Raw genomic sequence first — 25144 nt, 5'->3', positions numbered from 1 at the left:
CTTTCCCCTCGGTTAGGTTCTGGCTGGTTGGTTGCGGTTCAACGGACGGGCGGGAGCTCCCCGGAACCCCGCTGGATGAGCTCGGTTGGAACGATGTAGGTCTGCGCCGGCTGGTCATCGCCGTCGATCCTGGCAAGCAGCCGCTCCGCTGCCAGTTTTCCGATCCTCTCGGGGTGCTGTGCAATCACGGTGATGCCGGGGTCCATCATGTCCGCGAGCGTGAAGTCGTCGAACCCCACCAGCGCGGTGCTCCGGCTGGCTCCGAGCTCCTTCAGTGCGCGCATGGCTCCAAACGTGACCAGGTTCTGGCTGGAGAAAATGGCCGTGGGCGGGTCCTCTCCTGACATGACTTCCAGCGCCGCCTGCCGGGCTGATTCCTCGTTGTGAAGGCCTTCGCGGACAGGCACGGACGACGTCGGGATGCCGGCCCTACCCAGCTCCTCCAGGAAGCCGCGGCGCCGTTCGCGGGCCGTTTGGATGTCAGTGCGGTCACCCAGATAGGCAAGTTTGGTGTGGCCGTGCGCCATCAGGTGGGCCGCCGCCCGGGCAGCTCCCACGGCGTTGTCCGTCACCACGGCGTCTGCTTCAATCCCTACGGGTTCGCGGTCAATAAACACCATGGGCAGATCTCGGGAATGCTCCGGTATGACGTATGACTGGCTTTTGGCAATGGGGGTGAGGACCAGCCCATCCACGCGCCGGCCAAGGAACGCGGCCACCAGGGACTTTTCCCGTTCGGCGTCGTCGTCCAGGCTGGCGGCGAAAACGGCAATCCCGCGGGTGGCCAGGGCATCCTCGAGCGCGCGGTGGATTTCACTGCTGAACGGGTTGGCCACACTGGGCAGCAGGAGCCCGATGGACAGCGTCTGCCGGCCCGCACGGCGCAGGCTTCCGGCGGCCAGGTCCAGCTGGTAATTGAGCTGCTGCGATGCGCCGAGGACACGCTGCCGGGTGGCCTCAGAGACGCCCGGTTCATCATTCATCACGCGGGAAACGGTCTTGATACCTACGCCGGCGAGCGCGGCGACATGCCGCATGGTGGGCCGATCCTTTGCCGTTGCCGCTTGGTAACGATTAGACATCGTTGTCATGACTTCGTCCTTCATCATCGAATTTACCTTGACTATAGCGTGTGACGCTGATTACATGATGGCTGACATCGTTGTCAGGCACGGGATGTGCCACGAACACAGGAGATTCAATGTTGACTTCCAAGACCCCGCGCACCATCGCCCGCCGCCTGGCTGCCGCGGGCGCCGTCCTGACGCTCGCCACCCTCAGCCTCACGGCCTGCGGCGGCAGCTCCCCGGCAACCTCCGGCACCGAATCCGGAGAAAAGGTGGGCGTTTCGCTCATCGTCAAGACCACGTCCAACCCGTTCTTCGTTTCCATGCAGGACGGCGCCAAGAAGGCTGCCGAGGCGGACGGCGTGGATCTCAAGCTCGCAGCCGGCAAGGCCGACGGCGACGAGGACACCCAGATCCAGGCAATCGAAAACGCCATCTCCAATGGAGACAAGGGCATCCTGATCACACCGAACGGTCCTTCCGTGGTGGACGCGCTGAAGAAGGCCAAGGATGCCGGCCTCTTTGTTATCGCCCTGGACACCCCGCCGGACCCGGCCGACGCCGCCGACATCACCTTCGCTACCGACAACTTCGCAGCCGGCGAACTGATTGGCGAATGGACCGCGGCGCAGTTGGGCGGCAAGAAGGCCACCATCGCCCTGCTGGACCTTTTTGACGACAAGGTTGTTTCCGTGGACTACAACCGCGACCAGGGCTTCCTGACCGGTCTGGGCATTGACACCGCGGATGCCAAGAAGAACGGCGACGAAGCGAAGACCGGAAAGTACACCGGCGGCAAGGGCGGCGACTACGAGATCGTTGGCAGCCAGGCTTCCCAGGGTGCCGAGGACGGCGGCCGCACCGGCATGGAGAACCTGCTGTCCAAGAACCCGAACATCAACGTTGTCTACACCATCAACGAGCCGGCCGCGGCAGGCGCCTACGAGGCCCTGAAGTCAGCCGGCAAGGAAAAGGACGTCCTGATCGTGTCGGTGGACGGCGGCTGCGCCGGCGTTGACAACGTCAAGTCCGGCATCATTGGCGCCACGGCCCAGCAGTACCCGGTCAAAATGGCCGAGATGGGCGTCAAGGCCATTGTTGAACTGGCCAAGACCGGAAAGAAGCCTGCCAACTCCGAAGGCCTGGACTTCTTCAACACCGGAGTTGAACTGGTGACCGATACCCCGGCCGATGGCGTCAAGAGCATCACCACGTCAGAAGCCAGCCAAATCTGCTGGGGCAAGTAAAGGCCGCTGGAAGAACCCCGGGAGCAACCATGACACAGCAACAGACCGCAGGCCCGCCCGCAGCGGGGCAGGCAGACCTGGCCGAGGAATTCCTCGACCGGCAGACAACCCTTAGCCGCATCCGCAACGTCCTGCACCGTTATCCGGCCCTCAGCCCCGCGATCGTGCTGCTTATCGCGGTGGTGGTGTTCGGGCTCCTCAATGACAGGTTCCTCCGGTTTGAGAACCTTTCCCTGATTACCCAGCAGGTGTCGGTGGTGGGTACCCTGGCGATCGCCCAGACCCTCATCATCCTCACTGCCGGCATCGACCTGTCCGTTGGCGCCGTGATGATCCTGGCCTCCATGGTGGTGGCGCAACTCTCGGTCAGCAACGGACTGCCGGCTCCCCTGGCGCTCTTCGCAGGGCTGGTGGTGGGGCTCGGCGCGGGAGCGCTGAACGGCTTCCTGGTCACGAGGTTCAGGCTTCCACCGTTCATCGTGACGCTCGGAACCCTGAACATCTTTATCGCCCTGACCCTGCTGTATTCGGGCGGCTCCACGGTCCGCGGCTCCAGCATGCCCGACGTGCTGACGTGGATGGGCAGCACCTTCCCGGTGGGCCCGGTCCGCATCTCCACCGGCGTGGTGATGATGCTGCTGCTCTACATCGCCATGGCATTCATCCTGGGCAAGACAGCCTGGGGCAGGCATGTCTACGCAGTGGGCGATGACAAGGAGGCCGCGCGCCTTGCCGGTATCCCGGTCAACCGCGTCCTGATGAGCGTCTACCTCACCGCCGGAGCCGTACTGGCCATCGGCGCCTGGATCCAGATCGGCCGGACCAACGCAGCCAGCCCCAACGGCGGCGTGGACTTGAACCTGGACTCCATTACCGCCGTCGTGATCGGCGGAACAAGCCTCTTCGGCGGGCGCGGTTCCGTCTGGGGTTCGCTCCTGGGCGCACTGATCGTGGGTGTGTTCCGCAACGGACTCTCGCTGGCCGGACTGGATGTGCTCTACCAGACCCTCGCCGTAGGCGTCCTTATCATCCTCGCTGTGTCCATCGACCAGTGGATCCGAAAGGTGAAATCATGACCGCCACGCATCAGGAGTCCACGGGGACCGAAGTCCGCCAGCCAATCATGCAGGCCAGGAACCTCGTCAAGACCTACGGCCGGGTGGTGGGCCTGGACGGTGTCAGCCTTGACCTCTACCCGGGCGAAGTCCTGGCGATCATCGGGGACAACGGCGCGGGAAAGTCCACCCTGATCAAATGCCTCACAGGTGCGGAAATCCCGGATTCGGGCGAACTGAAAGTGTCCGGCCAGCCGGTCCACTTCAAGCGTCCGCAGGACGCCCGGGCCTACGGGATCGAAACGGTCTACCAGAACCTTGCCGTCTCACCGGCACTGGACGTTGCCTCCAACCTGTTCCTGGGCCGGGAAGAACGGCTGGCCGGCCCGCTTGGCAAGATCTTCCGGGTCCTGGACATCAAGGGAATGCGCCGCAAGGCAAAGGAAGAGCTGACCCGGCTGGGCATCTCCACACTCCAGGACGTCACCGTTCCGGTGGAGAACCTTTCAGGCGGCCAGCGCCAGGCGGTCGCTGTGGCCCGTGCCGCTGCGTTCGGTTCAAAGGTGGTTGTGCTGGACGAGCCGACGGCGGCGCTGGGCGTCCGGGAATCCAACCAGGTTTTGCAGCTGGTCAGGGACCTCCGCGACCGCGGGCTGCCGGTGATCCTGATCAGCCACAACATGCCCCACGTGTTTGATGTGGCCGACAGGATCCACATCCAGCGCCTCGGCAAATGTGCGGCAACCATCACGCCGGAATCACACACCATGACCGATGCAGTGGCAATCATGACCGGTGCCGCCACAGCCTAATCCGCAGCACCATCCGGTCCAACCCATTCCGTCCGCGGGCCTTCCACTTGCCTAAGTGAGGAGGCCCACGGACGGCTCCCTGAAAGGCGCACCGTGCTTACGAATTCCCCTTCCGCCTCCGGCACTCCCCTGCCTGCAGCCGCTCCCGATGTCGTTGTTATCGGGGAGGCACTGGTGGACATTGTCAGCTCCGCCGACGTCAGTGTGGAGCACCCTGGCGGGTCGCCGATGAACGTTGCCTACGGCCTGGGCCGGCTGGGTGTCCCCACTGCGTTGCTCACGTCGCTGGGGAACGATGCCCGGGGCGAGGCGATCGAGGCGCATCTCCGGAGTGCCGGCGTCGACCTCCTGCCCGGCTCCAGGTCTGCGGGGCGGACCAGCTCCGCCGCCGCAACGATCGCAGCCGATGGCTCGGCCAGCTATGAATTCGACATCAGCTGGGAGCTGGCAGCGGTTACTCCCGCTTACCTTCCCAAGGTGCTCCACACGGGATCCATCGCCACTTTCCTCTCCCCGGGTGCCGGCACGGTGAGGACACTGCTTGAGCAGGCGCACCGGGAATGCATCGTGACGTACGACCCCAATATCCGGCCCGCCCTGCTGGGAAGCAAGGCCGAGGCGCGGTCCATTTTTGAGGACCTGGTTCCCCTGACCGATGTGGTGAAGCTCAGCGACGAGGATGCTGGTTGGCTTTACCCCGGCCACAGCCTTGAAGAGGTGGCGGCCAGGATCCTTGGGCTGGGCTCTGGGCTTGCCGTGGTGACGCGGGGCTCCGAAGGCTCTCTTCTGGCCACTGCGGCCACCACACTACACGTTCCAGCCACCAGGGCCGTAGTGGCGGACACCATTGGGGCAGGCGATTCCTACATGGCGGCGCTGATTTACGGGCTGCTTGCACGGAAGACTGAAGGGCTCGCAGCCGACGTCCTGGATAGCCTCGGGCGGACCGCGGCCAAGGCCGCCGCCATCACGGTAGGCAGGCCCGGCGCCAACCCGCCAACGGCAACGGAACTCGCGGCGGAACCCGCGGCGGAGCCAGCGGTGACAGGAACCGCCGCCGTCGCCTAAAGGTTGCCTGCCGCCGTCGCCCCGCGGTCGCCTAAAACCCCCGCGGTCGCCTGAAGTACGGGACTACTCGTCGAAATACGTGGACGTGATGGCGCTGCCCGCGAGCGACGAAAGGACGCGGGCGGCCACGTGGTGGAGCTTCATGTTGCGGGTGTTGGATGCTTCCACCAGGACCTTGAACGCAGCGCTTTGCCCGCACCGGTTCTGGGCCATGATGGCGCCGGTGGCCAGGTCAATGACCGTCCTGGATTTCATCGCGGCGCTCATGTCGTCCCGGGTGTCCTGCAGCTGCCCCAGCCGCAGCGCCAGCCGCAGGCCTTTGGATGCCTGCCCCGCAAAAGCTTCCGCACTGGCGATGTCCTCCCCGCTGAACGCGTGCGGCAACCGGCTGTAGAGGTTCAGCACTGCCCGGCTTTGGCCCTCCAACGGCAGCGGAATCCCGATGACGGACCTGTTCCCCAGGCCCGTGATCGCCTCGACATAGCCGGGCCAGCGCCGCTCCTGCCTGAGATCCGGTACCAGGACCGTGACCATGTCACGCATGGCCGTCAGGCACGGCCCGTCACCATATTCGTGTTGCAGCTCGTCCATCACCCGTGCGCACGGGCTGCTGCTGGCCACGGTGGTGGCCTTCTTATGCCTGACAACGGTAATCCCGCAGGACACTTCACGCCCCGGACTGCTGAGCCGGTCGGCAGAGTATGCAGCCAGTTCCTCAAGGAACTGGCCCACTTCAGGACTGTCCAACACAAGATCCTGAAGGCGCTGGGCAACATCCTTAAAAACTTCATTCTCCGAAACTTTCGCAGCTACCATGGTTCCCCCCTGAACACAGAGCATGGCTGAAAGTGTGACCAGCCAGGCTTGGCCGCCTACTGCAGAGACGGTGAGCACAGCTTACCCCGGGGTTTTTCCCGGCAAAAGGGACGTTTTCCGTGCAGAGGTAAAATCCGGGGATGCTGCTGCCGCCGGACCTGGTCCTGACCCTCGCCGAATACACTGCCTTGGGCCTGGCCTGGTCAGAACCCACTGCCGCGCCGGAGAGCGCTGATTACGGGGCCCACACGTTCGCCGTCCACGGTCAAACGGCCGTCTTCCGCAGTGCCAGGACCACGCCAACGAAGATTGGCCAGTTCGTCACGCTCTGGCAGCGCTCTGAAGCCGGCGCCAGGCCCATCCGCCCCTTCGATACTTCCGACGGCATTGACATCTTTGTGGTCAGTACCCGCTGTGGCGGGGAATTGGGGCAATTCGTGTTCCCTCAGGCTGCCCTGGTCCTGGGGGGCGTGGTGTCGAAGGATTTCGACGGCGGCAAACGCGCCTTGCGTGTCTACCCGCCGTGGTCCCATCCCACCAGCCGTACCGCCCTGGCTACCCAGGGCTGGCAGCTGGAGCACTATTTTCCCATTCCGGACCCCCTCCAGGGAGTGTCAGGAGTCCTGTCCCCACGTTCTGGCAGAGGTGCTTCTTCCACGGCACCCTGACCACAACTGAGGAGGTCCGGCTGTGGATGTCCGGGGGCCCAACATGAGGACATTCCCGGGAATCCTTAGGGCCATTCAGGCGTTAACAATAGTGGCGCGGGAAACTCCACCGTGCCCTGAATAAGGAACGGAATGAGCAGGAAGTTCGAATCTGTAGAAGATGATGCCGGCAAGGTCACCCGCTACCTGCGGCACCCCAACGGAGGGGGCTTTGTTGGGCCAGGGGCCGACGTCGCTGAAAGTGCGCGCATCGGTTCAATGACCTACGTGGAACCCGGCGCACAAGTCGGTCCCGGGGCACGCGTAGGGCGTGGAAGCTGGATCGACCGCGAGGCGAAGGTGGGCGACCGCACGGTCATCGGCGACGGCGTGTACGTAGGCCACGGATCTGTCATCGGCAGCCGCGTTCATATCGGAAGCCATTCACGGATCGGAGCCGGCGCCCTGATCGGCCATGGCTCCCACGTGCATGCCGATACCACCGTGCCCGAGCGGGGACGGGTAGTGGCAGAGGCAAGCCGACGGCGCCGCGGCCCGGCCGGGAAGCGTCCGCCCCGCAGGCCGGACCACGGCCTGGCGGCCTAGGTCCGGCCCTGGACGGCTACCTGGCGGACCCCACCGCCAGGTGCTGCGGCACGCCGTCCACAAAGGTGGCCACTGCCCGGGCGGCGGCCAGCTCGTCCGGGGCAGCAAGAAGCGGATCGACTTCAAACACCGTGAAATCCGCGCGCTTGCCAACTGTGACGGAACCGGAGACCGCCCACTCCCCTGCCGCGCGGGCTGCATGGGACGTATAGCCTTCTAAAGCCTGCAGGGCTGTGAGAGCCTGCCCCGGCAGGATCGGCTCGTCATGAGGGTGGCCGGCCCGCCGGCGCAATTGCGCATCGGCCAGAATGGGCAGGGGTTCGAACGGGGCGATCGGCCAGTCCGAGCCGAGGGCAAGGGTGGCTCCGGCAGCGCGAAGGTCCCCGCACCGCCAGGCGTTGTTGGCCCGCTCAGCACCAAGCCGTGTGGACCAGTTGTCAGTTTGGTCAGCCCGGGAGTAGTGCGTGCAGTGGGAAGGCTGCATGCTTGCCACCAGGCCGGAACGGGAAAACCTGTCCACCAGCGCGTCCGGGACGGTTTCGAGATGCTCAATCCGGTGCACTGCCGGCGGAGTACTCGGCGGCAGTGCCTCAAAGGCGTCCAGCACGGCGGCCACCCCGGCGTCGCCGATGGCGTGGGTGGCTGTGGGAATGCCCCGGCCGGCAAAGAACCGAACGGCCTGGGCGTATTCTTCCGGCCGTGGCCAGAACGGGCGAACCGACTCCCCGTACACGTCAGGTTCAAACAGCCAGGCGGTTCCGTTGTCCACCGTGCCATCAACGAACAGTTTGATGCCGGCCACCTCCCAGCGCCGCCCCGCCAGGGTTCCCACCCGCTCAGCGAGCCCGAGCCACTCCGTCCGGCTGCTGCCGGGCATGCACCACGGCGAGATCCGCAGGCGCAGCGGAAGGCCGCCGTCGGACCCGTCCCTTCCTCCGGCGCTGCCGCCGTCGGTGCTTCCGCCGTCGTTTTCGAGCGCGCGGTAGAGCTCCAGGGAGCCCTCCCCGCAGTCCATAACGTGGGCGCCCGTCAGCCCTGACTTGGAAAATTGCGTGAAGAGCTCCGCCAGACGCTCCTTCCGCGCGGCGAAGGATTCGGCGGGCATCACACGGGCAACCAGCTCGACGGCGGCTGCCTCCAGCAGCAGCCCTGTGGGTGTCCCGCCGGCATCGCAGACCACCTCGGAGGCCTGGTCAAACGAACGGGGGCCAGTGATGCCCGTGATATCGAGCGCAAGGGTGTTTGCCAGCGCCGAATGCCCGTCGAAAAGCCGGACAAGGCACGGCCGCCCTGGGACGACGTCGTCAATCAGCCCGCGGTGGGCAGCAGCTGAGCCGAACAGATTGGGATCCAGGCCCCAGCCCCTGACCCAGTCGCCGGCGGGGGTTGCTGACGTTTCAGTCCGCAAGATCGCCTGCACCTCGCCGAGGCTGGAGGCACCGGACAAGTCACAGCCGCGGGTGAGTTCCAGCCCCAGGACGGGGTGCATGTGGCAGTCCACCAGGCCGGGCGTCAGGACGGCTTGGCCAAAGTCAATGACCTCTGCGGCCCGCCAGCTTTCAGCTTCCGCCCGTGTTCCGACGGCGGCAATCACGCCGTCCTTGACAGCCACGGCCTGGGGCGGTGTCCCGGCCGGGCTGGCCGTGGAGCTGGTTTCCATCGTATGGATGGTGCCGGCAAGGATGATCAGGTCAGGATTCATGGGTTTCGAAGCTTCCAATCTGCGCGAAGGTTTCGGGACGGTGGCGGCGTACCCAGCGGGCCGTGAGGAGTCCGGCGAGGAAGACCACGGGCATGACCAGGATGAGGATGGTGTTGGTGATGCTGTCAGCAAAGGTGAGCAGCTCGATGTTCAGGCCGATGAGCAGCACTGCTCCGAAAAGCAGAATGGCGGACGCCAGGCTGACGGGAATGAGAAATCTGTGGGTGGCCGCAGCGGGATTGCGGCGAAGGTAGAGGAAGGCTGCCACCGAAACCAGGCCCTGGAGCCCAACGATGCCGAAGATTCCGGGAGTGTTTACCCAGATCAGCAACTGCTGGTACGGGTCGGCGTTCAGGAGCGCGCAGATGCTGATGACCACCGCGGCGAGGAGGGTCTGGATCTGGCCTGCCCGATGCGGGGACTGGAACCTGGGGTGGGTGCGGGCAAGGAAGGCCGGCAGCACGCCGTCGCGCGCCAGCATGTAGACGTATCGGTTTATGGCGTTGTGGAAGGCCAGCTGGGAGGCGTAGACACTGGTGACGATCAGGACGTACATCACCGCTTCCGCCCAGGGACCCACGTACTGGTTGATGGTCTGGAAGAACATCCCGCCGGCCAGTTCCCCGGCAGCTTCCACCACGCGGCCTTCGCCATAGGCCTGCACGACCGTCCAGACGATGAAGGCGTAGAAAACGGACATAAAGCCCACGGCGATGTACGTGGCCCGCGGCACTGACCTGTCCGGATTCCGAGCCTCCGAACGGTACAGGACGGTGGACTCGAAGCCCATAAAAGCCGCGAAGCAGATCCCCAGGATGGCCAGGACACCTGGGCTAAATGCCTGATCCGGGCTGAAGGAAGCCATGCCGATGCCGTCTGCCCCGCCGCTGCTGAGGATGCCGACGCCCATCACGGCCAGGATCCCGGTCTCTGCGACCAGGAGCACACCCAGCACTTTCGCGCCGACGTCGATCCCCCTGTAGCCGAGGAACCACACGGCGGCGACGGCGGCGAGCGCGATGGCCGGCCACGGCACCTCCAGCCCGAAGAGGACCTTGAGCATGTCGTGGGTCTGGACGGCGAAGAGGCCGTAGACGCCGATCTGGAGGCAGTTGTAGGAAACGATCGCCAGGATGGCGGAGGCCAGGCCCATGGTCCTGCCCATGGCCAGCGAAATGTAGGTATAGAAGCCGCCGGAGGCCTTGACGTGGCGCGTCATGGCCATAAAGGAGACGGCGAAGAGGGTGAGGACAAGGCCCGCGAGGAGATAGCCGGCGGGGGCGCCGATGCCTCCGACGCCGATCGCTATGGGGGCGACCCCGGCCATAACGGTCAGCGGAGCCGCTGCCGAGATAACGAGGAAGGCGATGCCGCCGGTCCCCAGGGCATTGCGCTTGAGGGCGCCGTCCGCGGACGACGACTGTGGTCTGGTTTGCGTATCCGGCACTGGTCCGTCCTTTCATGGAAGCCCTCATAAACGAAAGCCTTTCGTTTTATTATGAAGATGTGTGGCACAGAGCACAATAGGTTTGGAAAATCTGTTATCTTTGGCCCGGTTTGCGTCCGCCCCGCTAGGCTGGGTTGGATGTTCAAAAGCTGCAGTCAGGAGAACCCATGGGGCGCCCGCTCCTCCCGCTGATATCCGTGGAGGCCCTCACGTCTGCCGCCCTGGAGCTGGTTGACGAAAGCGGCGATTTCAGCTTCCCGAAGCTGGCGAAGAAGATCGGCGTCAGCCAGTCGTCCATCTATAACCACGTCAGCGGCAGGGACGAGATCCTGGAACTGCTGCGTCACAGGATCATCACCGAGGAGCCGTATCCGCCGGTAGACCACAAGGAGTGGGAGGCCGCATTGCGGGTCCTGATCCGCGCCTACAGGGACGCCTTTGCCCGACATCCGCGGCTGGCACCGCTGCTGGTGCTGCAGTCCATCACCGATCCGGACGTCATCGGCCTCTACGAGGATCTGGCCTTGGCATTGGAAAGTGCCGGCTTCCGTGGGCGGGATGTGGTGGCCGGCATCTCAACCATCGACAGCTTCGCACTGGGCGCCGCCCTGGACCTGGCGGCTCCGGAGGTTGTCTGGGATCCGCCGGCCGAGGGCTACCCCACCCTCAAGCGGGCGGTGGGCAACGCGGGCCCACCGGAGGAACGCGGCGGGCATGCCTTCGACTTCGGACTGGACGTGATTATCGGCGGGCTGAAGGCGAAGCTCTGAAAATGTAGGCGTCAGTGAGGCAAGTGCCGGTGATGTAAGCCTCAGTGAGGGAGTCAACGCGCTCAGGGTGCCGCTGCCCGGAACTGCCCTTTGAGGGAGGCAACGCCCCAGATCCCCAGCAGCAGGGCCACGAGAATAAGCCCGGCATCCCCGAGGTCCACGGCGCCCAGCCACGTGGTCAGCGGATCCTGCAGCCCGAGGGCGGCGTTGAAGAAACCCGCGAGGGTGATTACGGCGATAAACAGCGCCGAGGCCGCCGAGATGCCAGTGACCACGGCATTAAACCCGAGCTTCCGCCGCGGATCCTCCAGTGCGGACGTGTACATCCGCATCATGGCCACCCCGTTGGCTGAATCGCACAAGGTCATCGCCGCCGTGAATGCGAGCGGCAGCGCCACCAGGGCGAGGGGTGAAACACCGGCCAGCGAGGCCGCCGTCGCCATCACCAGCAGGCCGATGGTGGTGGCGGTGTCAAAACCCAGCCCAAACAGGAACCCGATGACGTAGATGTTGCGCGGCCGCCGGACCCGGGACAGCGGCCTGGCCAGGAGCCGGGCCACAAATCCCTTTGCTTCAAGGTCCTCGACGGCCACGCGTCCGCCATTCCGAACAGTCCGGTAAAGACGCGCCGCGCGGACAAAGGCCGAGCCGTTGAACGTGCCCATGGCCAGCAGGAAGAGTCCCGAGACCCCGCTGCCGATCAGGCCAAGCGCCAGGTTTCCCGCTGTGCCTTCCTCCATCAGCTGCCCCACCGCGCCGGCGCCGGCCACCACCAGGACGCCGGCCAGGACAACCACCGAGCTGTGCCCCAGGCTGAAGGCGAAGCCCACGCTCACGGGGTCCTGCCGCCGCGCCACGAACGCGCGGGTGGAGTTTGTCGATCGCGGCGAGGTGGTCCCAGTCGTAGCTGTGCTTGACGCCGGCAAGATAGGCGGTGAGCACCAGTCCCCACGCCAGCGGGTGCCCGCCACTTGAGCCGCCGGCCAACAGAAGTCCGGCGGCGGCTGCATGCAGTGCGGCCACCGCGCCGAACGTGAAGGCCAGGCGGATCCGAAGCGGCAGCCTTTCCCGCCCGCGGTACATGATGGCCAACCGGGTGAGTGCTCCCATCAGTACTTCCTCAGGTTCAGCGGTTCCTGCCTGGACCAGCGTTTGCGGAGAAGTGCGGTGCATGCAGCCAGCAGGCGGTTCAGCTCCCCCGTGCTGTTGGACAACGATCGCAGCGCCACACCGGTGGTTCCGGCCACAGTCCTGGTCAGGGAGACGCCCGTGTAGGCCCTGTGTTCGTTGGTGAGCGTGAGCAGTTCGTCGGCGAGCGCCTGGTCCACCCGGGCATCAACCACCATCAGTGAACCGAGGTGGCTAAAGCCCTCCATGAATCCCAGGCCAGTGACATCGTTGAGCGGGGGACGGATCAGCACGCTGTCCAGTGCGAGCAGCTCCACCCCGCTGTCGGTGTCGACGTGGATCTCGTTCCGCAGCCGCAGTTCCTCGTACCGAAAGGATGTCCCCTCCGGTGACCACCCCGGGGTGATGACTTCGGCCATCACAAGGCTCGACGACGGCCGCACCGTGATCTGCGTCCGTTGCCGGTAGCTGGCCTCCCGGTACGCAATGAGCTGGTCAGGCATCAGCTCCAGCCGGGCTCCCTCCCCCAGCCGCACCGCCATCCGCTGCTCCGCGAAAGACCCGGGGGTACGGTAAATCTTGGTCGCCGACTGGGTAGTGAGCAACAGGTCCGCCCCGTCCCGCACCTCAAGATCCACAACAAAGAGATCCGCCCCAAGATAAGCCCCGCCAGGATTCACCACGACATAACAAACCTGCCCAGAGTCATCCAGATAGTGCGGCCGCAAAACACGAAGAGCGCCCTCATGGAACTGCCGGGACGCAACGGATCTCCCGCCCCGTTCACTGATTACGAGCTCAAGCACACCGCGAGGCGCGTCAAGCGCAGAGGCGGTGGAGCCGGATATTGGGGGCCGCGGCGTGGTGGCACTCGTGGGGGGCCCACTGGCGCGAGGGCCCCGATCCGAGCTTGTGACGATTGGGAGCGCCTGGGGACGGGCACGGCCCCCAATATCCGGTGAAGGCGCCGGGCTGGACCCGACCGTCGTGCTCATGGAGCGAGGTCGAGCATCAGGACGTCGCGCCTCATCCAGGAGATGACGGCGTCGAGTCCATCGTCGGTTTTGAGGTTCGTGAAGCAAAAGGGTTTCGCACCGCGGAACTCTCGCGAATCCCGCTCCATGACGGAGAGGTCGGCGCCGACGTGCGGGGCGAGGTCGGTTTTGTTGATGATGAACAGATCGGACTTGATCATGCCCTGGCCGGCTTTGCGGGGGATCTTTTCGCCCTGGGCGACGTCGATGATGTAGATGGAGAAGTCCACCAGCTCGGGGCTGAAGGTGGCGGAGAGGTTATCGCCCCCGGATTCGACAAAAATGACCTGCAGGTCCGGGTGCCGGCTCTTCAGCTCCTCGATGGCCGCCGTGTTCATCGACGTGTCCTCCCGGATGGCGGTGTGCGGGCAGCCGCCGGTTTCCACACCGATGATCCGGTCCACGGGCAGGATGCCATTGGCCGCCAGGATCTTCGCATCCTCGATGGTGTAGATGTCGTTGGTGATGGCGGCCATGGAAATCTCGCCGCTCATGTGACGGGTGAGCCGCTCCACCAACTGGGTTTTGCCGGCACCCACCGGGCCGCCGATGCCGATTCTGATGGGTTCAGACACGTTGTTCTCCTTTGAATTCAAAGCACAGCTAGCTCATGAACATACGGACGCGTTGGTGTTCGTGCCGCATTTGCGAAATTTCCAGTCCGGGGCTGACAGCCCCGAAGTCGTCCGGCGTCAGGTGAGCGATCTGCCGGACGGCGGCAGCGACGTCGTCGGCCGCCTTCCGCAGCAGCCGCTGGCTGGCGTTCTGGCCCAGCGGGATGGCGCGCACGGCGTTCTGCGTCAGGGAGGTGACGCAGGCGAAAAGGTAGGCGGCGAGCGCCCCGTTCAGGGGCACTCCCAGTGAACGGGCGACGACGGCGAACGCCAGCGGCTGGTGGCCTGCAGCGCGGCCCGTGATCACCAGGTCCCGGTACAGTTCCAGCTCAGGCGAAGGGAAGACTTCCGAGCCGATCTCGAGCAGGCGGGTGCCCATCTTGATGCTGGCTTCGCGCAGCTGCCGGGGAAGCAGTTGCGCGGACAACAGCTCATCCAGCTCTGTGAGGGGGGTGCCTTCGTAAAGAAACCGGATGGCGAGCCCGTCGGAGTAGGTCAGCTGCTGCCTTGTGAACACACTGAGCCAGATCCCAAAAGAAGCCTCATCATGAATGAGCCCCCGGTCGATGTACGTCTCAAAGCCAAGAGAATGCGCAAAGGCCCCCGTGGGGAGCGCCGAGTCAGTGAGCTGTTGCAACGCCAACTGGTAGGCCGGCGCAGGAGCCGGATCAGTGACTGTGTTCGGCATGGCGGAAAGGCACCGGCATCACGCGTTCCTGGCGGGCGTAGGGCACTCCGACGTGTTTGAGGTAGTCCTCAACGGTGTGGTCGTAGGCGCAGACCATCACGTCGGCGCCGTACTCCGAGGACGCGTCGAAGAACTGGGCCTGCAGATGGCGGTTGCCCAGGGAGTGCGCCACCACGCCCATCTCGTAGACGGACCCGGGCGAGATCACCAGCACGTCTGTGGGGAGCACAGCCACCACGATCATGTTGGTCCCGGCGACGTGCAGGATGTCGCCGTCCCGCAGGTCGTCCGAGCCGGAGGGGAGCCGGATGCCCAGCTCCTGGCCGTGGTCCGTGGTGACACGCTGGATGCGCTTGACCAGCTCCGCACTGGGAAGAACCACCTTTTCGCGGTGCATGCCCGTGTAGGCGGCGAGGTCTGCGGTGGGCAGCTCGTGGAGGTTGCCAAGGACTTTTTCGATGATCATGTCAGGCTACTTTGCTCGGGAAGTCACGGGTCGGGAGATCACGGGTCGGAAAATCAAGGGTTCGGGAGATCAGGGGGTCGCGAGATCAAGGGTTCGGGAGTCAGAAGAGGAAGTAGCGCTGGGCCATGGGCAGCACGTCGGACGGTTCACACGTAACGTCTTCGCCATCCACCGTCACCTGGTATGTCTCCGGGTCCACCTGGATGTCAGGGGTGGCGTCGTTGTATTTCAGGTCGGCCTTGGTCAACGAGCGGATGCCGGACACAGGCCGGATGACTTTCTCCAGCCCCAGCTCCTCCGGGACGCCGGCATCAATCGCGGCCTGGGACAGGAACGTGATGGAGGACTGCTGCAACGCCTTGCCGAACGCCGCGAACATGGGCCGCATGGTGCGCGGCTGCGGGGTGGGGATGGAGGCGTTGGCGTCACCCATCAGGGCGTAGGCAATCTGGCCACCCTTAAGGACCAGCTCCGGCTTCACCCCAAAGAACGCCGGGTCCCAGAGGACGAGGTCCGCGAACTTCCCCTCCTCCACCGAGCCAATGGAGTCCGCCATCCCCTGCGCTATGGCGGGGTTGATGGTGTACTTGGCCACGTAGCGCTTGAGCCTGAAGTTGTCGCTGTCCTCGGAGCCGTGCATGCTGGCGGCACTCTCCCCGCGGGGGTCCTGCAACACCCCGCGCTGCTTCTTCATCTTGTCTGCCACCTGCCAGGTGCGTGTGATCACCTCGCCCACGCGGCCCATCGCCTGCGAGTCCGAGGACGTGATGGCGAAGATGCCCAGGTCCTGCAGCACATCCTCGGCGGCGATGGTTTCGGCCCGGATGCGGGAATCAGCGAAGGCCACGTCCTCCGGGATGTCCGGGTTCAGGTGGTGGCAGACCATCAGCATGTCCAGGTGCTCTTCGATGGTGTTGCGCGTGTAGGGAAGGGTGGGGTTGGTGGAGGCGGGCAGGACATTGGGCAGCCCGGCGATGCTGATGATGTCCGGAGCGTGTCCGCCGCCGGCACCCTCGGTATGGAATGTGTGGATCACGCGGCCGTCAATGGCGCGGATGGTGTCCTCCACAAAGCCGCACTCGTTCAGCGTGTCCGTGTGGATGGCCACCTGGACGTCGTATTCGTCGGCCACCTTCAGCGAGGTGTCGATCGAGGAGGTGGTGGAGCCCCAGTCCTCATGGACTTTAAGCCCGATGGCGCCGGCGCGGATCTGCTCGGCCAGAGGTTCGACGGCGGATGCGTGCCCCTTGCCGAACAGCCCGATGTTGATGGGCAGGCCCTCCGCCGCCTGAAGCATGCGCTGGATGTGCCATTTTCCCGGCGTGACAGTGGTGGCTTTGGTGCCCTCGGCGGGACCTGTGCCACCGCCCACCATGGTGGTGATCCCGCTGCTGAGGGCCGTGGGTACCTGGTCCGGGGAGATGAAGTGGATGTGGGAGTCCACGCCGCCGGCCGTGAGGATCCTGCGCTCCCCGGCGATGATTTCGGTGCTGGCCCCGATGACGATGTCCACGCCGTCGGAAATCTGCGGGTTGCCGGCCTTGCCGATCCTGAAGATGTGGCCGTCCTTGAGCGCGACGTCCGCCTTGTAGATGCCGGTGTAGTCCAGGATGACCGCGTTGGTGATGACGGTGTCCGGGACGTCTGCGCCCTGGACGTTCCCGTCCCTGGTGGCTTGGCCGTTCTGGCCCATGCCGTCGCGGATCACCTTTCCGCCACCGAACACCACTTCCTCGCCGTAAACGGTGAGGTCCTTTTCGATCTCCAGGAAAAGTTCGGTGTCGGCCAGGCGGATTTTGTCACCCGTCGTCGGGCCGTACAGGTCAGCGTATTGCCTGCGCGGAAGGTCGAAGCTCATGCTGTCCCCTCCTTGCCGGAACCGGGACCGCCGCCAGGATTGCTGCCGTCGAGCGGTCCGTTGATGGCGTTGCTGAGGCCGTACACTTCGCGGCTTCCGGCCAGTTCAATGAGCCTGATGGTTTTGCTGTCGCCAGGTTCAAAGCGCGCCGCGGTACCGGCCGGGATGTCCAGCCGCCGCCCATACGCCGCCGCCCGGTCGAAGGTCAGCGCACCGTTCGCCTCCGCGAAGTGGAAATGCGAGCCCACCTGCACGGGCCGGTCACCGGTATTGACCACGACGACGTCGATCGCCTTTCGCCCGGCGTTTACCGGTACGGGCTCGGACCGAAGGATGTACTCTCCTGGAATCATGCCTGCCCCTAGCGGATGGGATCGTGGACGGTGACGAGCTTGGTGCCGTCAGGGAAGGTTGCCTCGATCTGCACGTCGCGGACCATTTCGGGTACACCTTCCATGACGTCCTCGCGGGTCAGCAGCGTGGTGCCGTAGCTCATCAGGTCCGCCACCGTCCGGCCGTCCCGCGCCCCCTCAATCAGTTCGTAGCTGATGATGGCCACGGCCTCCGGGAAGTTCAGCTTCAAACCCCTGGCCTGCCGGCGCCTGGCCAGATCGGCGGCCACTACGATCATGAGCTTTTCCTGCTCACGGGGCATCAGATGCATCAGGTTCCCTTCAACGGCCGCTGGAATTGGCGTGTGACCAGCGTAGGCCGTGGAGGTTTCCGGAACGTTTCAGACAGTCTGGTTGTTGCCGCAAAGGGCGGCGCAGGCTCACACGCCGTTTAACCTGCCCAGGATCTCCTTATTGGTCTGGACAGCCTGCCGGTACTCGGCCGTCAGGATCCGCAGCATGTCCTCAGCCGCCTGGTCATTCTCGGATCCCACCGCGTCCTTGGCATAGGTGACCCGGATGTTCCGGGCGAAGGCGTCGGCAGCTGTCTGGGCGATGCAGTTGTGGGTGGAGACGCCGGCCAGCACCACCTCGTCAACGTCCCAGTTCCGGAGCCTGGCCAGGAGGTTGGTGCCCACGAACGCGCTGTCCCGGGTCTTGACCAGTTGGGGCAGGCCATCGGTGGCCAGGCCCTGAACAAATTCGGCCTGTTCGGTGCCCCGGAAAATGAAGCCTTGGCCGTCGTCGAGCATGTTAAGGGACCAAGTGGACTTGTCCCGCTCGTGCTCGGTGCCAATCAGCAGCGCCTTATGGCCATTGGAGGAAAAGGCTTTCAGCAGTTCGTTGCACGCGTCCACGATCCGTTCCTGCCTCGCGGCGAGCGCCGGATCCTCAAAGTAGGCGTTCTGCATATCGATGACCAGCAACGCAATCATGTGACCACCCCTCAAATACAAGCCGGTGCCGTACAGGATACGCCGTCAACATAACCCACTGCTCAGCGGGCCTCCAGCAGTTCCTTCAGCCGTGCCAGGTCCTTGCGCATTGCCCTGCGCATCATCGGGGCCATCACCAGGCCGGCGAGACGGGAGAATCCGGCCGGGCTGCCGGTGTTCCGAAGGGTCATGCGCGTGGCGTTGTCCCCGGCGTCCTGCCAGGTGTAAGTGGTCTGCATGGGAAAGGGCCCCTGCGCAGTCCGCATAGTCAGGGAGGAACCAGGTGCCAGCTCGGTGAACTCGTAGGTGTACTCCAGCGTCCTGCCAAGGAACTCGGCCACGAACGCCAGCCGGGAACCCACCGAAAGGGGAGGCGCGGTTTCCCAGCGGACCGACTTGATGTTGCTGTACCACTGGGGCGCGTTGCTTGGGTCCCCGGCAAAGCCTGCCACCTCCGCGCGGGGGCGGTTGATGACGGTCTCGGTTTGCACGTCTACCATTGGTTTCCCTTTCGAACAGACCACTTCCGGAAAAACTAGGGTGCCGATTCCCGGATTTTCAGGACAAAGCCCGCCTCGATGTGAACGCTGTCCTCTGCAGACTCCGTCCCGTCGATCCTGTCGATGAGGAGCCCGATGGAACGTTCGGCGATCTCGTCCATTCCGGGCGAAACAGTGGTGAGCGACGGCGACGCGAACCGCGCCTCGTCAATATCGTCAAAGCCCACCACGGCGACGTCCTGAGGGACCTTGATCCCGCGGATCAGCAGTTCATGCATGGCACCCAGGGCCAGTGCGTCATTCAGGCCGAACACGGCGTCAAAGTGGACGCCGCTGTCCAGCAGGCCGGCGACGGCGGCCGCACCTGCATCCCGGCGCCATTCCCCGGATGCCACCAGGGCGGGATCAAAAGCGACGCCCCCTTCGTCCAAGGCTTTCCGGTAACCGTTCAGCCTCAGGCCGGGCGAGCCTACCGTCTCCTCCGGAGAAGCGCCCACCACGGCTATCCGACGGCGGCCTCCCGCCAGGAGGTGGGCCGTGGCGGCCTTCGCCGCCTCTTCGTTTTTCATGGTGACCAGGTCGAACCGTGGGTCAAGGATGTGTTCCCCGAGCAGCACCACCGGCTTGGTGCCGCGGCGGGAGGCGACGGCGTCGGCATCCATCCCCAAAGGCGTGAACAGCAGTCCGTCCGTCAATTGCCGGAACGGTCCCTGCAGCGCACTGAGCTCATTGTCGGTTGTGCCCCCCGACTGTTCCACCAGCACGCGGTAGCCCCGGCTGGAGGCCACCGTCATCAGTTTTGATGCCAGCTCCGCGTAATACGGCGCGGAGAGATCGGACAGCACCAGGCCCAGCATGCGCGTCTTGCCCGAGCGCAGGCTGCGCGCTGTCAGGTTCGCTTCGTATCCCAGCGCCGCGATCGCGTCGTGGACCTTCTGCTTGGTGGCCGGGCGGATGAACTCGTAGTCGTTCAGTACATTCGATACTGTCTTCAGCGAGACACCGGCGGCCCGTGCGACGTCGTTCATGGTGACTGCCATTGGTCCGCGATTCTCCTTGTGGTTCGTTTCCCTACATCGTTGCAGAAATTTACCCGTGGGGAATAACCGACGTTATGAAACCTCAGCTTTTGGCGGCCTTCGCGGCAGCTTTCGCCGCCTGCTTGCTCGCCCGCACTTTGGCCAGTGATTCAGAGTCAACGATGTCGGCGACCGAAAGGAAGGCATTCTCCTGGCCGTAGTGGCCGGCAGCCTCGCGCCATCCGGGCGCCTGGAGCCCGCACTGCTTGCCCAGCAGTGCCAGGAAGATTTTCGCCTTCTGCTCCCCGAACCCGGGCAGCTCCTTCAAACGCCGCAGCACCTCTGAGCCGTCGGGGTCTCCCTGGGTCCAGATGCTGGTTGCGTCGCCGCCCCAGTCACGCTCAACGGTTTCTGCCAGAGCCTGGACACGCCCTGCCATGGAGCCGGGAAAGCGGTGTACTGCCGGCCGCTCCTTGAACACCTCAATGAAAGCCTGGGGGTCCTGGGAGGCAACGGCGGACGGGCTGATGGACCCGATGCGGGTACGGATCTTCTCCGGCCCGGCAAAAGCGGACTCCATGGTCACCTGCTGGTCCAGCAGCATGCCGGTCAGCAGCGCAAATGCGTCATCGCCCAAAAGTTTGTCAGCAGCGGGATCCCCGGTGATATGCAGTTCCATGCCCCCATCCTTCCATCTGCCGCAGCCGTCGTCATAGGCAGCCCTCCACCCCGGGAGTTTTTGTCCATTTGTGGCGACTTTGACCCACTTGAAGTCGCCACATCTGGACAAAAACTCTCCCGGGGGAGGGAGGTTGGTGGGGTGGTGCGGCTAGGACTCCACGGCCAGCCGGATCATGGACCAGGACACTGCCGGGAGCTCGGTGGTGAGCCGGCCGCCGTCGGCCTTTGCCGTAACGTTCTCGGCCGGCAGGACCGAGGTGGAGTCATCTGCGGTGGCCTGCCAGTACGGGTCCTTGTTCGTGTAGGTAAGGGCTTCAATAATCCTGACGTTACCCAGCCCGGCCACGGCCGCATCCAGCGTAAGGGCGTCGGTAGCCGAGCGGTTTACGGCAAACACCACAGCCTCGCCCGCCCCGGCGTCGAAGGTTGCCACAGCTGAAAGCGCACCGAAATCAGCGGTTTTCCCGCCGCTGACCAGCGGGGACTCGACGGCGAGCTGCAGAACCGTGCCGGCGGCGTGCCGGGAGGTCAGGGCGAAGGGGTGGAACGTGGTCTGCTTCCAGGCCCGCCCGCCCGGTTCGGTCATGATGGGAGCGATGACGTTGACCAGCTGCGCCAGGCTTGCGGAGTGGACACGGTCAGTATTGCGCAGCAGGGTGATCAGCAGGTCACCGACGACGACGGCGTCCGCCACCGTGTAGCGGTCCTCCAGCAGGACGGGGGCCACCGGCCAGTCCTTGCCGCTGGGTGACTTGGATTCCGCGCGGCTCCCGTGCCAGACGTTCCACTCGTCGAACGAGATGTTGACCTGCTTGTTGGACTTCTTCACCGACTTCACGTGATCGATGTGGCTCACGATGTCCCCGATGAAGGACTCCATCTTGTGGCCAGCTGCCAGGTGTTCCTGCAGATCGCCGAAATCCTCAAAGTACTGGTGGGCGGAAATGAGGTCCACCAGTTCGTACGTCTCTGACAGGACCACACGCTCCCACTCTCCGAAGGTGTCCATGCCGGGCGAGGAGCTGCCACAGGCCACCAGTTCGAGGTCCGGATCGATCATGCGCATGCCTCGGGCGGTGTCAGCGGCGAGCCGGCCGTACTCGAGGGCGCTTTTGTGGCCGATCTGCCACGGGCCGTCCATCTCGTTCCCGAGGCACCACATCTTGATGCCGTAGCCCTCCTGCGCACCGTTGGCCTTCCGCTGGTCGGAGAAGGCCGTGCCGCCGTCGATGTTGCAGTATTCCAGGAGGTCCAGCGCCTCCTGCGTCCCGCGCGTTCCCAGGTTGACTGCCATCATGGGTTCGACGCCGGCTTTGGCGCACCATGTGGCGAACTCGTCGACGCCCACCAGGTTGGGATCCGAGGAGTGCCAGGCCAGGTCGAGCCGCATGGGCCGCTGCTCCACGGGTCCGACACCGTCTTCCCAGCGGTAGCCGGAGACGAAGTTTCCGCCCGGGTAGCGGACCGTTGAGACGCCCAGCTCCCGGGTGAGTCCCAGCACGTCAGTGCGGAAACCATCCGCATCAGCTTGCGGGTGCTCGGGCTCGAAGATCCCGGTGTACACACAGCGGCCCAGGTGTTCCACGAAGGCACCAAAGGTGCGCCGCCGGACCGGTCCCACCGTGAAGGCAGGGTCAATGGTGATTTTTGCTGCAGCTGAAAGGGCCACGAAAACGTCCTCGTTTCTATTTTTACAACGTTATAGAAATCAATTGTTAGCGTTCGCGGCGCCTGCGTCAAGGAGTGTTGGCAACCAGTTTTTCTGCCTCTCCAGATGCGCCTGGTGCACGCACCCAGACGAGTACCCTAATGCCGGCCCAAGTAGTACCTAATCTGAAAAGCGAGTACCGATTACGCATACTTCAGGGGTGCCCTCTGAACTAGGTTCGTCTCAGGGAAAGACTGAATGGCTCACTAGGGGGTGTGAGACGGATATGCGTTCAGGACTCACAATCTGCGAATTCCCGATTCCAAGGAACCGGGTAACTAGCGGGGCCGGCGACGAGGAGGTCTTTGAGACCGAGGCCTCTCCCCCAGCCGTCGCCGGCCCTCTTACTTCCAGCCTTGTTTCCGGCCGCCAGGCTTACTTCGAGCACCGAATGCCGGCCACCCGTCCGGCCCCGCATGCCTGAGGCCGCCATGAATGTCCCTTACTCTTCTGCGGAGGCAGCATTGGGCGGGCCGGAAGTGTCCGTTCGCGCTGCGGATGGGGCGCGCACTGTCTACGCTGCCCTGCGGCCCAACGGCATTGTGCTTGACCTGGTGACGGGCGCGGAGTGTGTCACCGACTCACTGCAAACATTGGTAAACCAGGCAGCAGCGGCCATGGCCCGGACCACCGGGGCTCCCATCCAATGCGCTCTGATCCTGCAGCGCATCAAGCGCACCACGGAGGCGATCGGGACGGATCAGGAAACCGAGTCTTTGGCGCGGCTGGATCAAAAACTGGCTGAAGGTCCCCTGACGCAAGCGATCCGGGCAAACTCTCCCATCGCTGTGAACTGCGGCAACGCCGGGTTCAGCTGGCCGCGGTACGGGGCAGGGTTTAAGGCTGCCGGCTTCAGCAGCGTCCTTAGCGTCCCGCTGAAACTCGGTGAGGGGTCACAGTCCGCCATCGCATTCTTTGCCCGGAATCCTGACGTGTTTCCGGTACAGGTCATGGCTGATGCCCTCGCCTTTGCAGACCTCGCCTCACGCAGCCTGAAACTCGTTTTGGAACTGAAAGCTGCACGGGCCGCGGCCTCCGATTTACGGTCAGCACTGGAAAGCAGGACGTCCATCGACATCGCGTGTGGGGTCATCATGGCTCAGAACAGGTGCTCTTACCACGACGCGATTGGCATCATCTCCAGGGCATCCAGCCACCGGAACATCAAGCTCCGCAAGATTGCCGAGGGCATCCTGGACAGGCTTCCGGGCGGCACCCCGCGCACGCACTTCGACCACTAGCGTTACGGCTGCCGCCGCCTTAGCGCATTAAGTGGGGCCGGGCGGCACCGCAGGCACTCGTGCTCACTGCGGCGCCGCCCGGATTCGGCGGTCAGGGTCCGGGCTTAGAGCCCGCCTGCAAGTTTGTAGTACGCCGCGTTCCAGTTCAGGTCCTTCTTGAACTGGCGGATGGTGGTGTCCTCGTCGATGGTGAGCAGTTCGGTCCGGGTGATCTCGGCAAAGTCCTCAAAGACGTCCATCCCCACCTGGGTGGACAGGACGGTGTGGTGTGCTGCACCCGCCGTGAGCCAGGCTGCTGCGGACGTGGCAAAATCAGGCTTCGGCTCCCAGAGCGCGCGGGCCACCGGGAGGTTCGGAAGCGGCTGGTCAAGGGGCACTACGTCCACGGCGTTAGCCACCAGCCGGAAGCGGTCGCGCATGTCCGAAAGCGCCACCACCACGCCAGGGGAGGCATCGGCGTCGAATACGAGGCGGACGGGATCCTCCTTGCCGCCAATGCCCAGCGGGTGGATTTCCAGGCGGGGCTTTCCGGCCGTGAGGGAGGGGCAGACCTCAAGCATGTGTGCACCCAGGATCTTCTCGGCGCCGGGCTCCAGGTGGTACGTGTAGTCCTCCATCAGGGAGGCACCGCCGGGCAGGCCGGAACCCATCACCTTGGCGGCGCGGACCAGGATGGCGGTCTTCCAGTCACCCTCGGCGCCGAAGCCATAGCCGGATGCCATAAGCCGCTGGACCGCCAGGCCGGGGAGCTGCCGGAGCGCGCCCAGGTCCTCAAAGGAGGTGGTGAAGGCGGCGGACCCGTTGGCTTCCAGGAAGCTGCGCAGGCCGAGCTCGATCCGCGCACCGTAGCGGAGGGAATCGTGGCGGGAAGCGCCGGCGCGGAGCTCAGGAACCACGTCGTAAAGTTCCTCGTACTCAGCGACCAGGTTATCGACGTCGGAGTCAGCGGCGCCGTGGACGGCGTCGGCGAGTTCGTTGACGGACCAGGTGTTGACGGACACTCCGAACCGGAGTTCCGCTTCGGTCTTGTCGCCTTCGGTGACGGCGACGTTACGCATGTTGTCGCCAAAGCGGGTCAGCTTCAGCGTGCGGACAGCAGTCCAGCCGGCGGCGGCGCGCTGCCAGACACCTACCTGGCGTGCCACCTCCGGATTGGAGACGTGGCCTACAACGGTCTTGCGGGCAATGCCGAGGCGTGACTGGATGTAGCCGAATTCGCGGTCACCATGGGCGGCCTGGTTCAGGTTCATGAAGTCGAAGTCGATGTCCGCCCAGGGCAGCTCCACGTTGGCCTGCGTGTGCAGGTGCAGGAGGGGCTTACGCAGCAGGTCCAGGCCCTGGATCCACATTTTGGCCGGCGAGAAAGTGTGCATCCAGGCGGTGACGCCGATGACGGAATCGTTGGAATTGGCTTCCAGGGCGGTCCTGCGGATGGCGTCCGAGTCGGTCAGGACGGGCTTCCAGACGATCTTGACCGGAACGCTGGAGGAAGCATTGAGCTGGTTGGCGATCTCCTGGGACTGCGCCGCCACCTGCTTCAGGACGTCTTCGCCGTAGAGGTGCTGGCTTCCGGTGAGGAACCAGACCTCAAAGCCGTCGAGGGAGGTGTTTGCTGCGGTGTTCATGGGATTCTCCTGAAGTGG

The 25144-nt window shown here is 64.6% G+C and carries 25 protein-coding genes and 1 pseudogene; 8 read left to right on the top strand and 18 right to left on the bottom strand.

Annotation, left to right across the window (positions count from 1 at the left end; all coding sequences use genetic code 11):
* Window positions 1-38: 38 nt before the first annotated feature.
* Window positions 39-1037 (bottom strand): LacI family DNA-binding transcriptional regulator, encoded by a 999-nt coding sequence (locus M1E17_RS02075; RefSeq protein WP_457967937.1) that lies wholly within the window; start codon window positions 1035-1037, stop codon window positions 39-41.
* Window positions 1038-1201: 164 nt separating this feature from the next.
* On the opposite strand from M1E17_RS02075, the gene M1E17_RS02070 reads away from it, so the two are divergent.
* From M1E17_RS02070 to M1E17_RS02055, 4 genes are all read left to right on the top strand, one after another.
* Complete coding sequence (locus M1E17_RS02070) at window positions 1202-2314, top strand: substrate-binding domain-containing protein (protein ID WP_457965115.1); 1113 nt, start codon at window positions 1202-1204, stop codon at window positions 2312-2314.
* 29 nt (window positions 2315-2343) lie between these two features.
* Window positions 2344-3390: an ABC transporter permease gene (locus M1E17_RS02065; protein ID WP_457965114.1), complete on the top strand. Its 1047-nt coding sequence runs from the start codon at window positions 2344-2346 to the stop codon at window positions 3388-3390.
* Window positions 3387-4181: an ATP-binding cassette domain-containing protein gene (locus M1E17_RS02060; RefSeq protein WP_457965113.1), complete on the top strand. Its 795-nt coding sequence runs from the start codon at window positions 3387-3389 to the stop codon at window positions 4179-4181. Before M1E17_RS02065 ends, M1E17_RS02060 begins: the two co-directional genes overlap by 4 nt.
* A 93-nt stretch (window positions 4182-4274) precedes the next feature.
* Window positions 4275-5249: a carbohydrate kinase family protein gene (locus M1E17_RS02055; RefSeq protein ID WP_457965112.1), complete on the top strand. Its 975-nt coding sequence runs from the start codon at window positions 4275-4277 to the stop codon at window positions 5247-5249.
* Between the two features lie 63 nt (window positions 5250-5312).
* On the opposite strand, the gene M1E17_RS02050 is transcribed toward M1E17_RS02055, so the two are convergent.
* The gene (locus M1E17_RS02050) at window positions 5313-6065 is read right to left on the bottom strand and encodes a GAF and ANTAR domain-containing protein (protein WP_457965110.1); all 753 of its coding nucleotides are present in this window, start codon (window positions 6063-6065) and stop codon (window positions 5313-5315) included.
* 140 nt (window positions 6066-6205) lie between these two features.
* Between M1E17_RS02050 and M1E17_RS02045 the strand changes: the two genes are divergently transcribed.
* The gene (locus M1E17_RS02045) at window positions 6206-6733 is read left to right on the top strand and encodes a MepB family protein (protein WP_457965109.1); all 528 of its coding nucleotides are present in this window, start codon (window positions 6206-6208) and stop codon (window positions 6731-6733) included.
* A 132-nt stretch (window positions 6734-6865) separates the two neighbouring features.
* A complete protein-coding gene (locus M1E17_RS02040; RefSeq protein ID WP_457965107.1) occupies window positions 6866-7318 on the top strand; it encodes a transferase in 453 nt (150 codons plus the stop codon).
* A gap of 16 nt (window positions 7319-7334) precedes the next feature.
* Here the strand turns inward: M1E17_RS02040 and M1E17_RS02035 are convergent, their stop codons facing one another.
* Entirely contained in the window at window positions 7335-9020 is a 1686-nt protein-coding gene (locus M1E17_RS02035; RefSeq protein ID WP_457965106.1) for an amidohydrolase, read from the bottom strand.
* Entirely contained in the window at window positions 9010-10467 is a 1458-nt protein-coding gene (locus tag M1E17_RS02030) for an APC family permease (RefSeq protein ID WP_457965104.1), read from the bottom strand. Before M1E17_RS02030 ends, M1E17_RS02035 begins: the two co-directional genes overlap by 11 nt.
* A 167-nt stretch (window positions 10468-10634) precedes the next feature.
* Between M1E17_RS02030 and M1E17_RS02025 the strand changes: the two genes are divergently transcribed.
* Window positions 10635-11237 carry a TetR/AcrR family transcriptional regulator gene (locus M1E17_RS02025; RefSeq protein WP_457965103.1) on the top strand — a complete coding sequence of 201 codons (603 nt, stop codon included), beginning with the start codon at window positions 10635-10637 and terminating at the stop codon, window positions 11235-11237.
* Between the two features lie 62 nt (window positions 11238-11299).
* On the opposite strand, the pseudogene M1E17_RS02020 reads toward M1E17_RS02025, so the two are convergent.
* From M1E17_RS02020 to arfA, 13 genes and pseudogenes are all read right to left on the bottom strand, one after another.
* Window positions 11300-12347: pseudogene (locus M1E17_RS02020) on the bottom strand (HoxN/HupN/NixA family nickel/cobalt transporter).
* Complete coding sequence (locus tag M1E17_RS02015; protein ID WP_457965101.1) at window positions 12347-13360, bottom strand: urease accessory protein UreD; 1014 nt, start codon at window positions 13358-13360, stop codon at window positions 12347-12349. The pseudogene M1E17_RS02020 and the gene M1E17_RS02015 overlap by 1 nt, the downstream one beginning before the upstream one ends.
* Window positions 13357-13974, bottom strand: coding sequence for an urease accessory protein UreG (gene ureG / locus M1E17_RS02010; RefSeq protein ID WP_457965099.1), 618 nt, complete (start codon window positions 13972-13974; stop codon window positions 13357-13359). The genes M1E17_RS02015 and ureG overlap by 4 nt, the downstream gene beginning before the upstream one ends.
* A gap of 28 nt (window positions 13975-14002) precedes the next feature.
* The gene (locus tag M1E17_RS02005; protein ID WP_457965097.1) at window positions 14003-14701 is read right to left on the bottom strand and encodes an urease accessory protein UreF; all 699 of its coding nucleotides are present in this window, start codon (window positions 14699-14701) and stop codon (window positions 14003-14005) included.
* Window positions 14682-15167: an urease accessory protein UreE gene (gene ureE / locus M1E17_RS02000; RefSeq protein WP_457965096.1), complete on the bottom strand. Its 486-nt coding sequence runs from the start codon at window positions 15165-15167 to the stop codon at window positions 14682-14684. The genes M1E17_RS02005 and ureE overlap by 20 nt, the downstream gene beginning before the upstream one ends.
* A gap of 100 nt (window positions 15168-15267) precedes the next feature.
* On the bottom strand, window positions 15268-17025 hold the full coding sequence (gene ureC / locus M1E17_RS01995; protein WP_457965094.1) for an urease subunit alpha: 1758 nt from the start codon (window positions 17023-17025) through the stop codon (window positions 15268-15270).
* Window positions 17022-17378, bottom strand: a complete 357-nt coding sequence (locus M1E17_RS01990) for an urease subunit beta (RefSeq protein WP_457965093.1) — start codon at window positions 17376-17378, stop codon at window positions 17022-17024. Before M1E17_RS01990 ends, ureC begins: the two co-directional genes overlap by 4 nt.
* 8 nt (window positions 17379-17386) lie before the next feature.
* Complete coding sequence (locus M1E17_RS01985) at window positions 17387-17689, bottom strand: urease subunit gamma (RefSeq protein ID WP_457965092.1); 303 nt, start codon at window positions 17687-17689, stop codon at window positions 17387-17389.
* Between the two features lie 108 nt (window positions 17690-17797).
* Window positions 17798-18352 carry a cysteine hydrolase family protein gene (locus tag M1E17_RS01980; protein WP_457965091.1) on the bottom strand — a complete coding sequence of 185 codons (555 nt, stop codon included), beginning with the start codon at window positions 18350-18352 and terminating at the stop codon, window positions 17798-17800.
* A 62-nt stretch (window positions 18353-18414) separates the two neighbouring features.
* Window positions 18415-18852: an SRPBCC family protein gene (locus M1E17_RS01975; protein ID WP_457965090.1), complete on the bottom strand. Its 438-nt coding sequence runs from the start codon at window positions 18850-18852 to the stop codon at window positions 18415-18417.
* A 35-nt stretch (window positions 18853-18887) separates the two neighbouring features.
* A complete protein-coding gene (locus M1E17_RS01970) occupies window positions 18888-19892 on the bottom strand; it encodes a LacI family DNA-binding transcriptional regulator (protein WP_457965088.1) in 1005 nt (334 codons plus the stop codon).
* Window positions 19893-19974: 82 nt separating this feature from the next.
* Complete coding sequence (locus tag M1E17_RS01965; RefSeq protein ID WP_457965086.1) at window positions 19975-20550, bottom strand: HhH-GPD-type base excision DNA repair protein; 576 nt, start codon at window positions 20548-20550, stop codon at window positions 19975-19977.
* A gap of 150 nt (window positions 20551-20700) precedes the next feature.
* Window positions 20701-22221 carry an arabinosylfuranosidase ArfA gene (gene arfA / locus M1E17_RS01960; protein ID WP_457965085.1) on the bottom strand — a complete coding sequence of 507 codons (1521 nt, stop codon included), beginning with the start codon at window positions 22219-22221 and terminating at the stop codon, window positions 20701-20703.
* Window positions 22222-22691: 470 nt separating this feature from the next.
* On the opposite strand from arfA, the gene M1E17_RS01955 reads away from it, so the two are divergent.
* Window positions 22692-23501, top strand: coding sequence for a GAF and ANTAR domain-containing protein (locus tag M1E17_RS01955; RefSeq protein WP_457965083.1), 810 nt, complete (start codon window positions 22692-22694; stop codon window positions 23499-23501).
* 104 nt (window positions 23502-23605) lie between these two features.
* Here M1E17_RS01955 and araA read toward each other — a convergent pair whose 3' ends face one another.
* Entirely contained in the window at window positions 23606-25126 is a 1521-nt protein-coding gene (gene araA, locus M1E17_RS01950; protein WP_457965081.1) for an L-arabinose isomerase, read from the bottom strand.
* Window positions 25127-25144: the final 18 nt, after the last annotated feature.

The organism is Arthrobacter sp. D1-29 (genome assembly GCF_054130585.1).
Note: the sequence above shows the minus strand (reverse complement) of the source record. Positions and strands in the feature narration are given on the sequence as shown.

Bases quoted from the DNA above. Each gene is read 5' to 3' on its own strand.
- M1E17_RS02075 (WP_457967937.1), bottom strand. From the start codon at position 1,037: ATGCGGCATGTCGCCGCGCTCGCCGGCGTAGGTATCAAGACCGTTTCC.
- M1E17_RS02070 (WP_457965115.1), top strand. From the start codon at position 1,202: ATGTTGACTTCCAAGACCCCGCGCACCATCGCCCGCCGCCTGGCTGCC.
- M1E17_RS02065 (WP_457965114.1), top strand. From the start codon at position 2,344: ATGACACAGCAACAGACCGCAGGCCCGCCCGCAGCGGGGCAGGCAGAC.
- M1E17_RS02060 (WP_457965113.1), top strand. From the start codon at position 3,387: ATGACCGCCACGCATCAGGAGTCCACGGGGACCGAAGTCCGCCAGCCA.
- M1E17_RS02050 (WP_457965110.1), bottom strand. From the start codon at position 6,065: ATGGTAGCTGCGAAAGTTTCGGAGAATGAAGTTTTTAAGGATGTTGCC.
- M1E17_RS02045 (WP_457965109.1), top strand. From the start codon at position 6,206: ATGCTGCTGCCGCCGGACCTGGTCCTGACCCTCGCCGAATACACTGCC.
- M1E17_RS02040 (WP_457965107.1), top strand. From the start codon at position 6,866: ATGAGCAGGAAGTTCGAATCTGTAGAAGATGATGCCGGCAAGGTCACC.
- M1E17_RS02035 (WP_457965106.1), bottom strand. From the start codon at position 9,020: ATGAATCCTGACCTGATCATCCTTGCCGGCACCATCCATACGATGGAA.
- M1E17_RS02025 (WP_457965103.1), top strand. From the start codon at position 10,635: ATGGGGCGCCCGCTCCTCCCGCTGATATCCGTGGAGGCCCTCACGTCT.
- M1E17_RS02015 (WP_457965101.1), bottom strand. From the start codon at position 13,360: ATGAGCACGACGGTCGGGTCCAGCCCGGCGCCTTCACCGGATATTGGG.
- M1E17_RS02005 (WP_457965097.1), bottom strand. From the start codon at position 14,701: ATGCCGAACACAGTCACTGATCCGGCTCCTGCGCCGGCCTACCAGTTG.
- ureE (WP_457965096.1), bottom strand. From the start codon at position 15,167: ATGATCATCGAAAAAGTCCTTGGCAACCTCCACGAGCTGCCCACCGCA.
- ureC (WP_457965094.1), bottom strand. From the start codon at position 17,025: ATGAGCTTCGACCTTCCGCGCAGGCAATACGCTGACCTGTACGGCCCG.
- M1E17_RS01990 (WP_457965093.1), bottom strand. From the start codon at position 17,378: ATGATTCCAGGAGAGTACATCCTTCGGTCCGAGCCCGTACCGGTAAAC.
- M1E17_RS01985 (WP_457965092.1), bottom strand. From the start codon at position 17,689: ATGCATCTGATGCCCCGTGAGCAGGAAAAGCTCATGATCGTAGTGGCC.
- M1E17_RS01980 (WP_457965091.1), bottom strand. From the start codon at position 18,352: ATGATTGCGTTGCTGGTCATCGATATGCAGAACGCCTACTTTGAGGAT.
- M1E17_RS01975 (WP_457965090.1), bottom strand. From the start codon at position 18,852: ATGGTAGACGTGCAAACCGAGACCGTCATCAACCGCCCCCGCGCGGAG.
- M1E17_RS01970 (WP_457965088.1), bottom strand. From the start codon at position 19,892: ATGGCAGTCACCATGAACGACGTCGCACGGGCCGCCGGTGTCTCGCTG.
- M1E17_RS01965 (WP_457965086.1), bottom strand. From the start codon at position 20,550: ATGGAACTGCATATCACCGGGGATCCCGCTGCTGACAAACTTTTGGGC.
- M1E17_RS01955 (WP_457965083.1), top strand. From the start codon at position 22,692: ATGAATGTCCCTTACTCTTCTGCGGAGGCAGCATTGGGCGGGCCGGAA.
- araA (WP_457965081.1), bottom strand. From the start codon at position 25,126: ATGAACACCGCAGCAAACACCTCCCTCGACGGCTTTGAGGTCTGGTTC.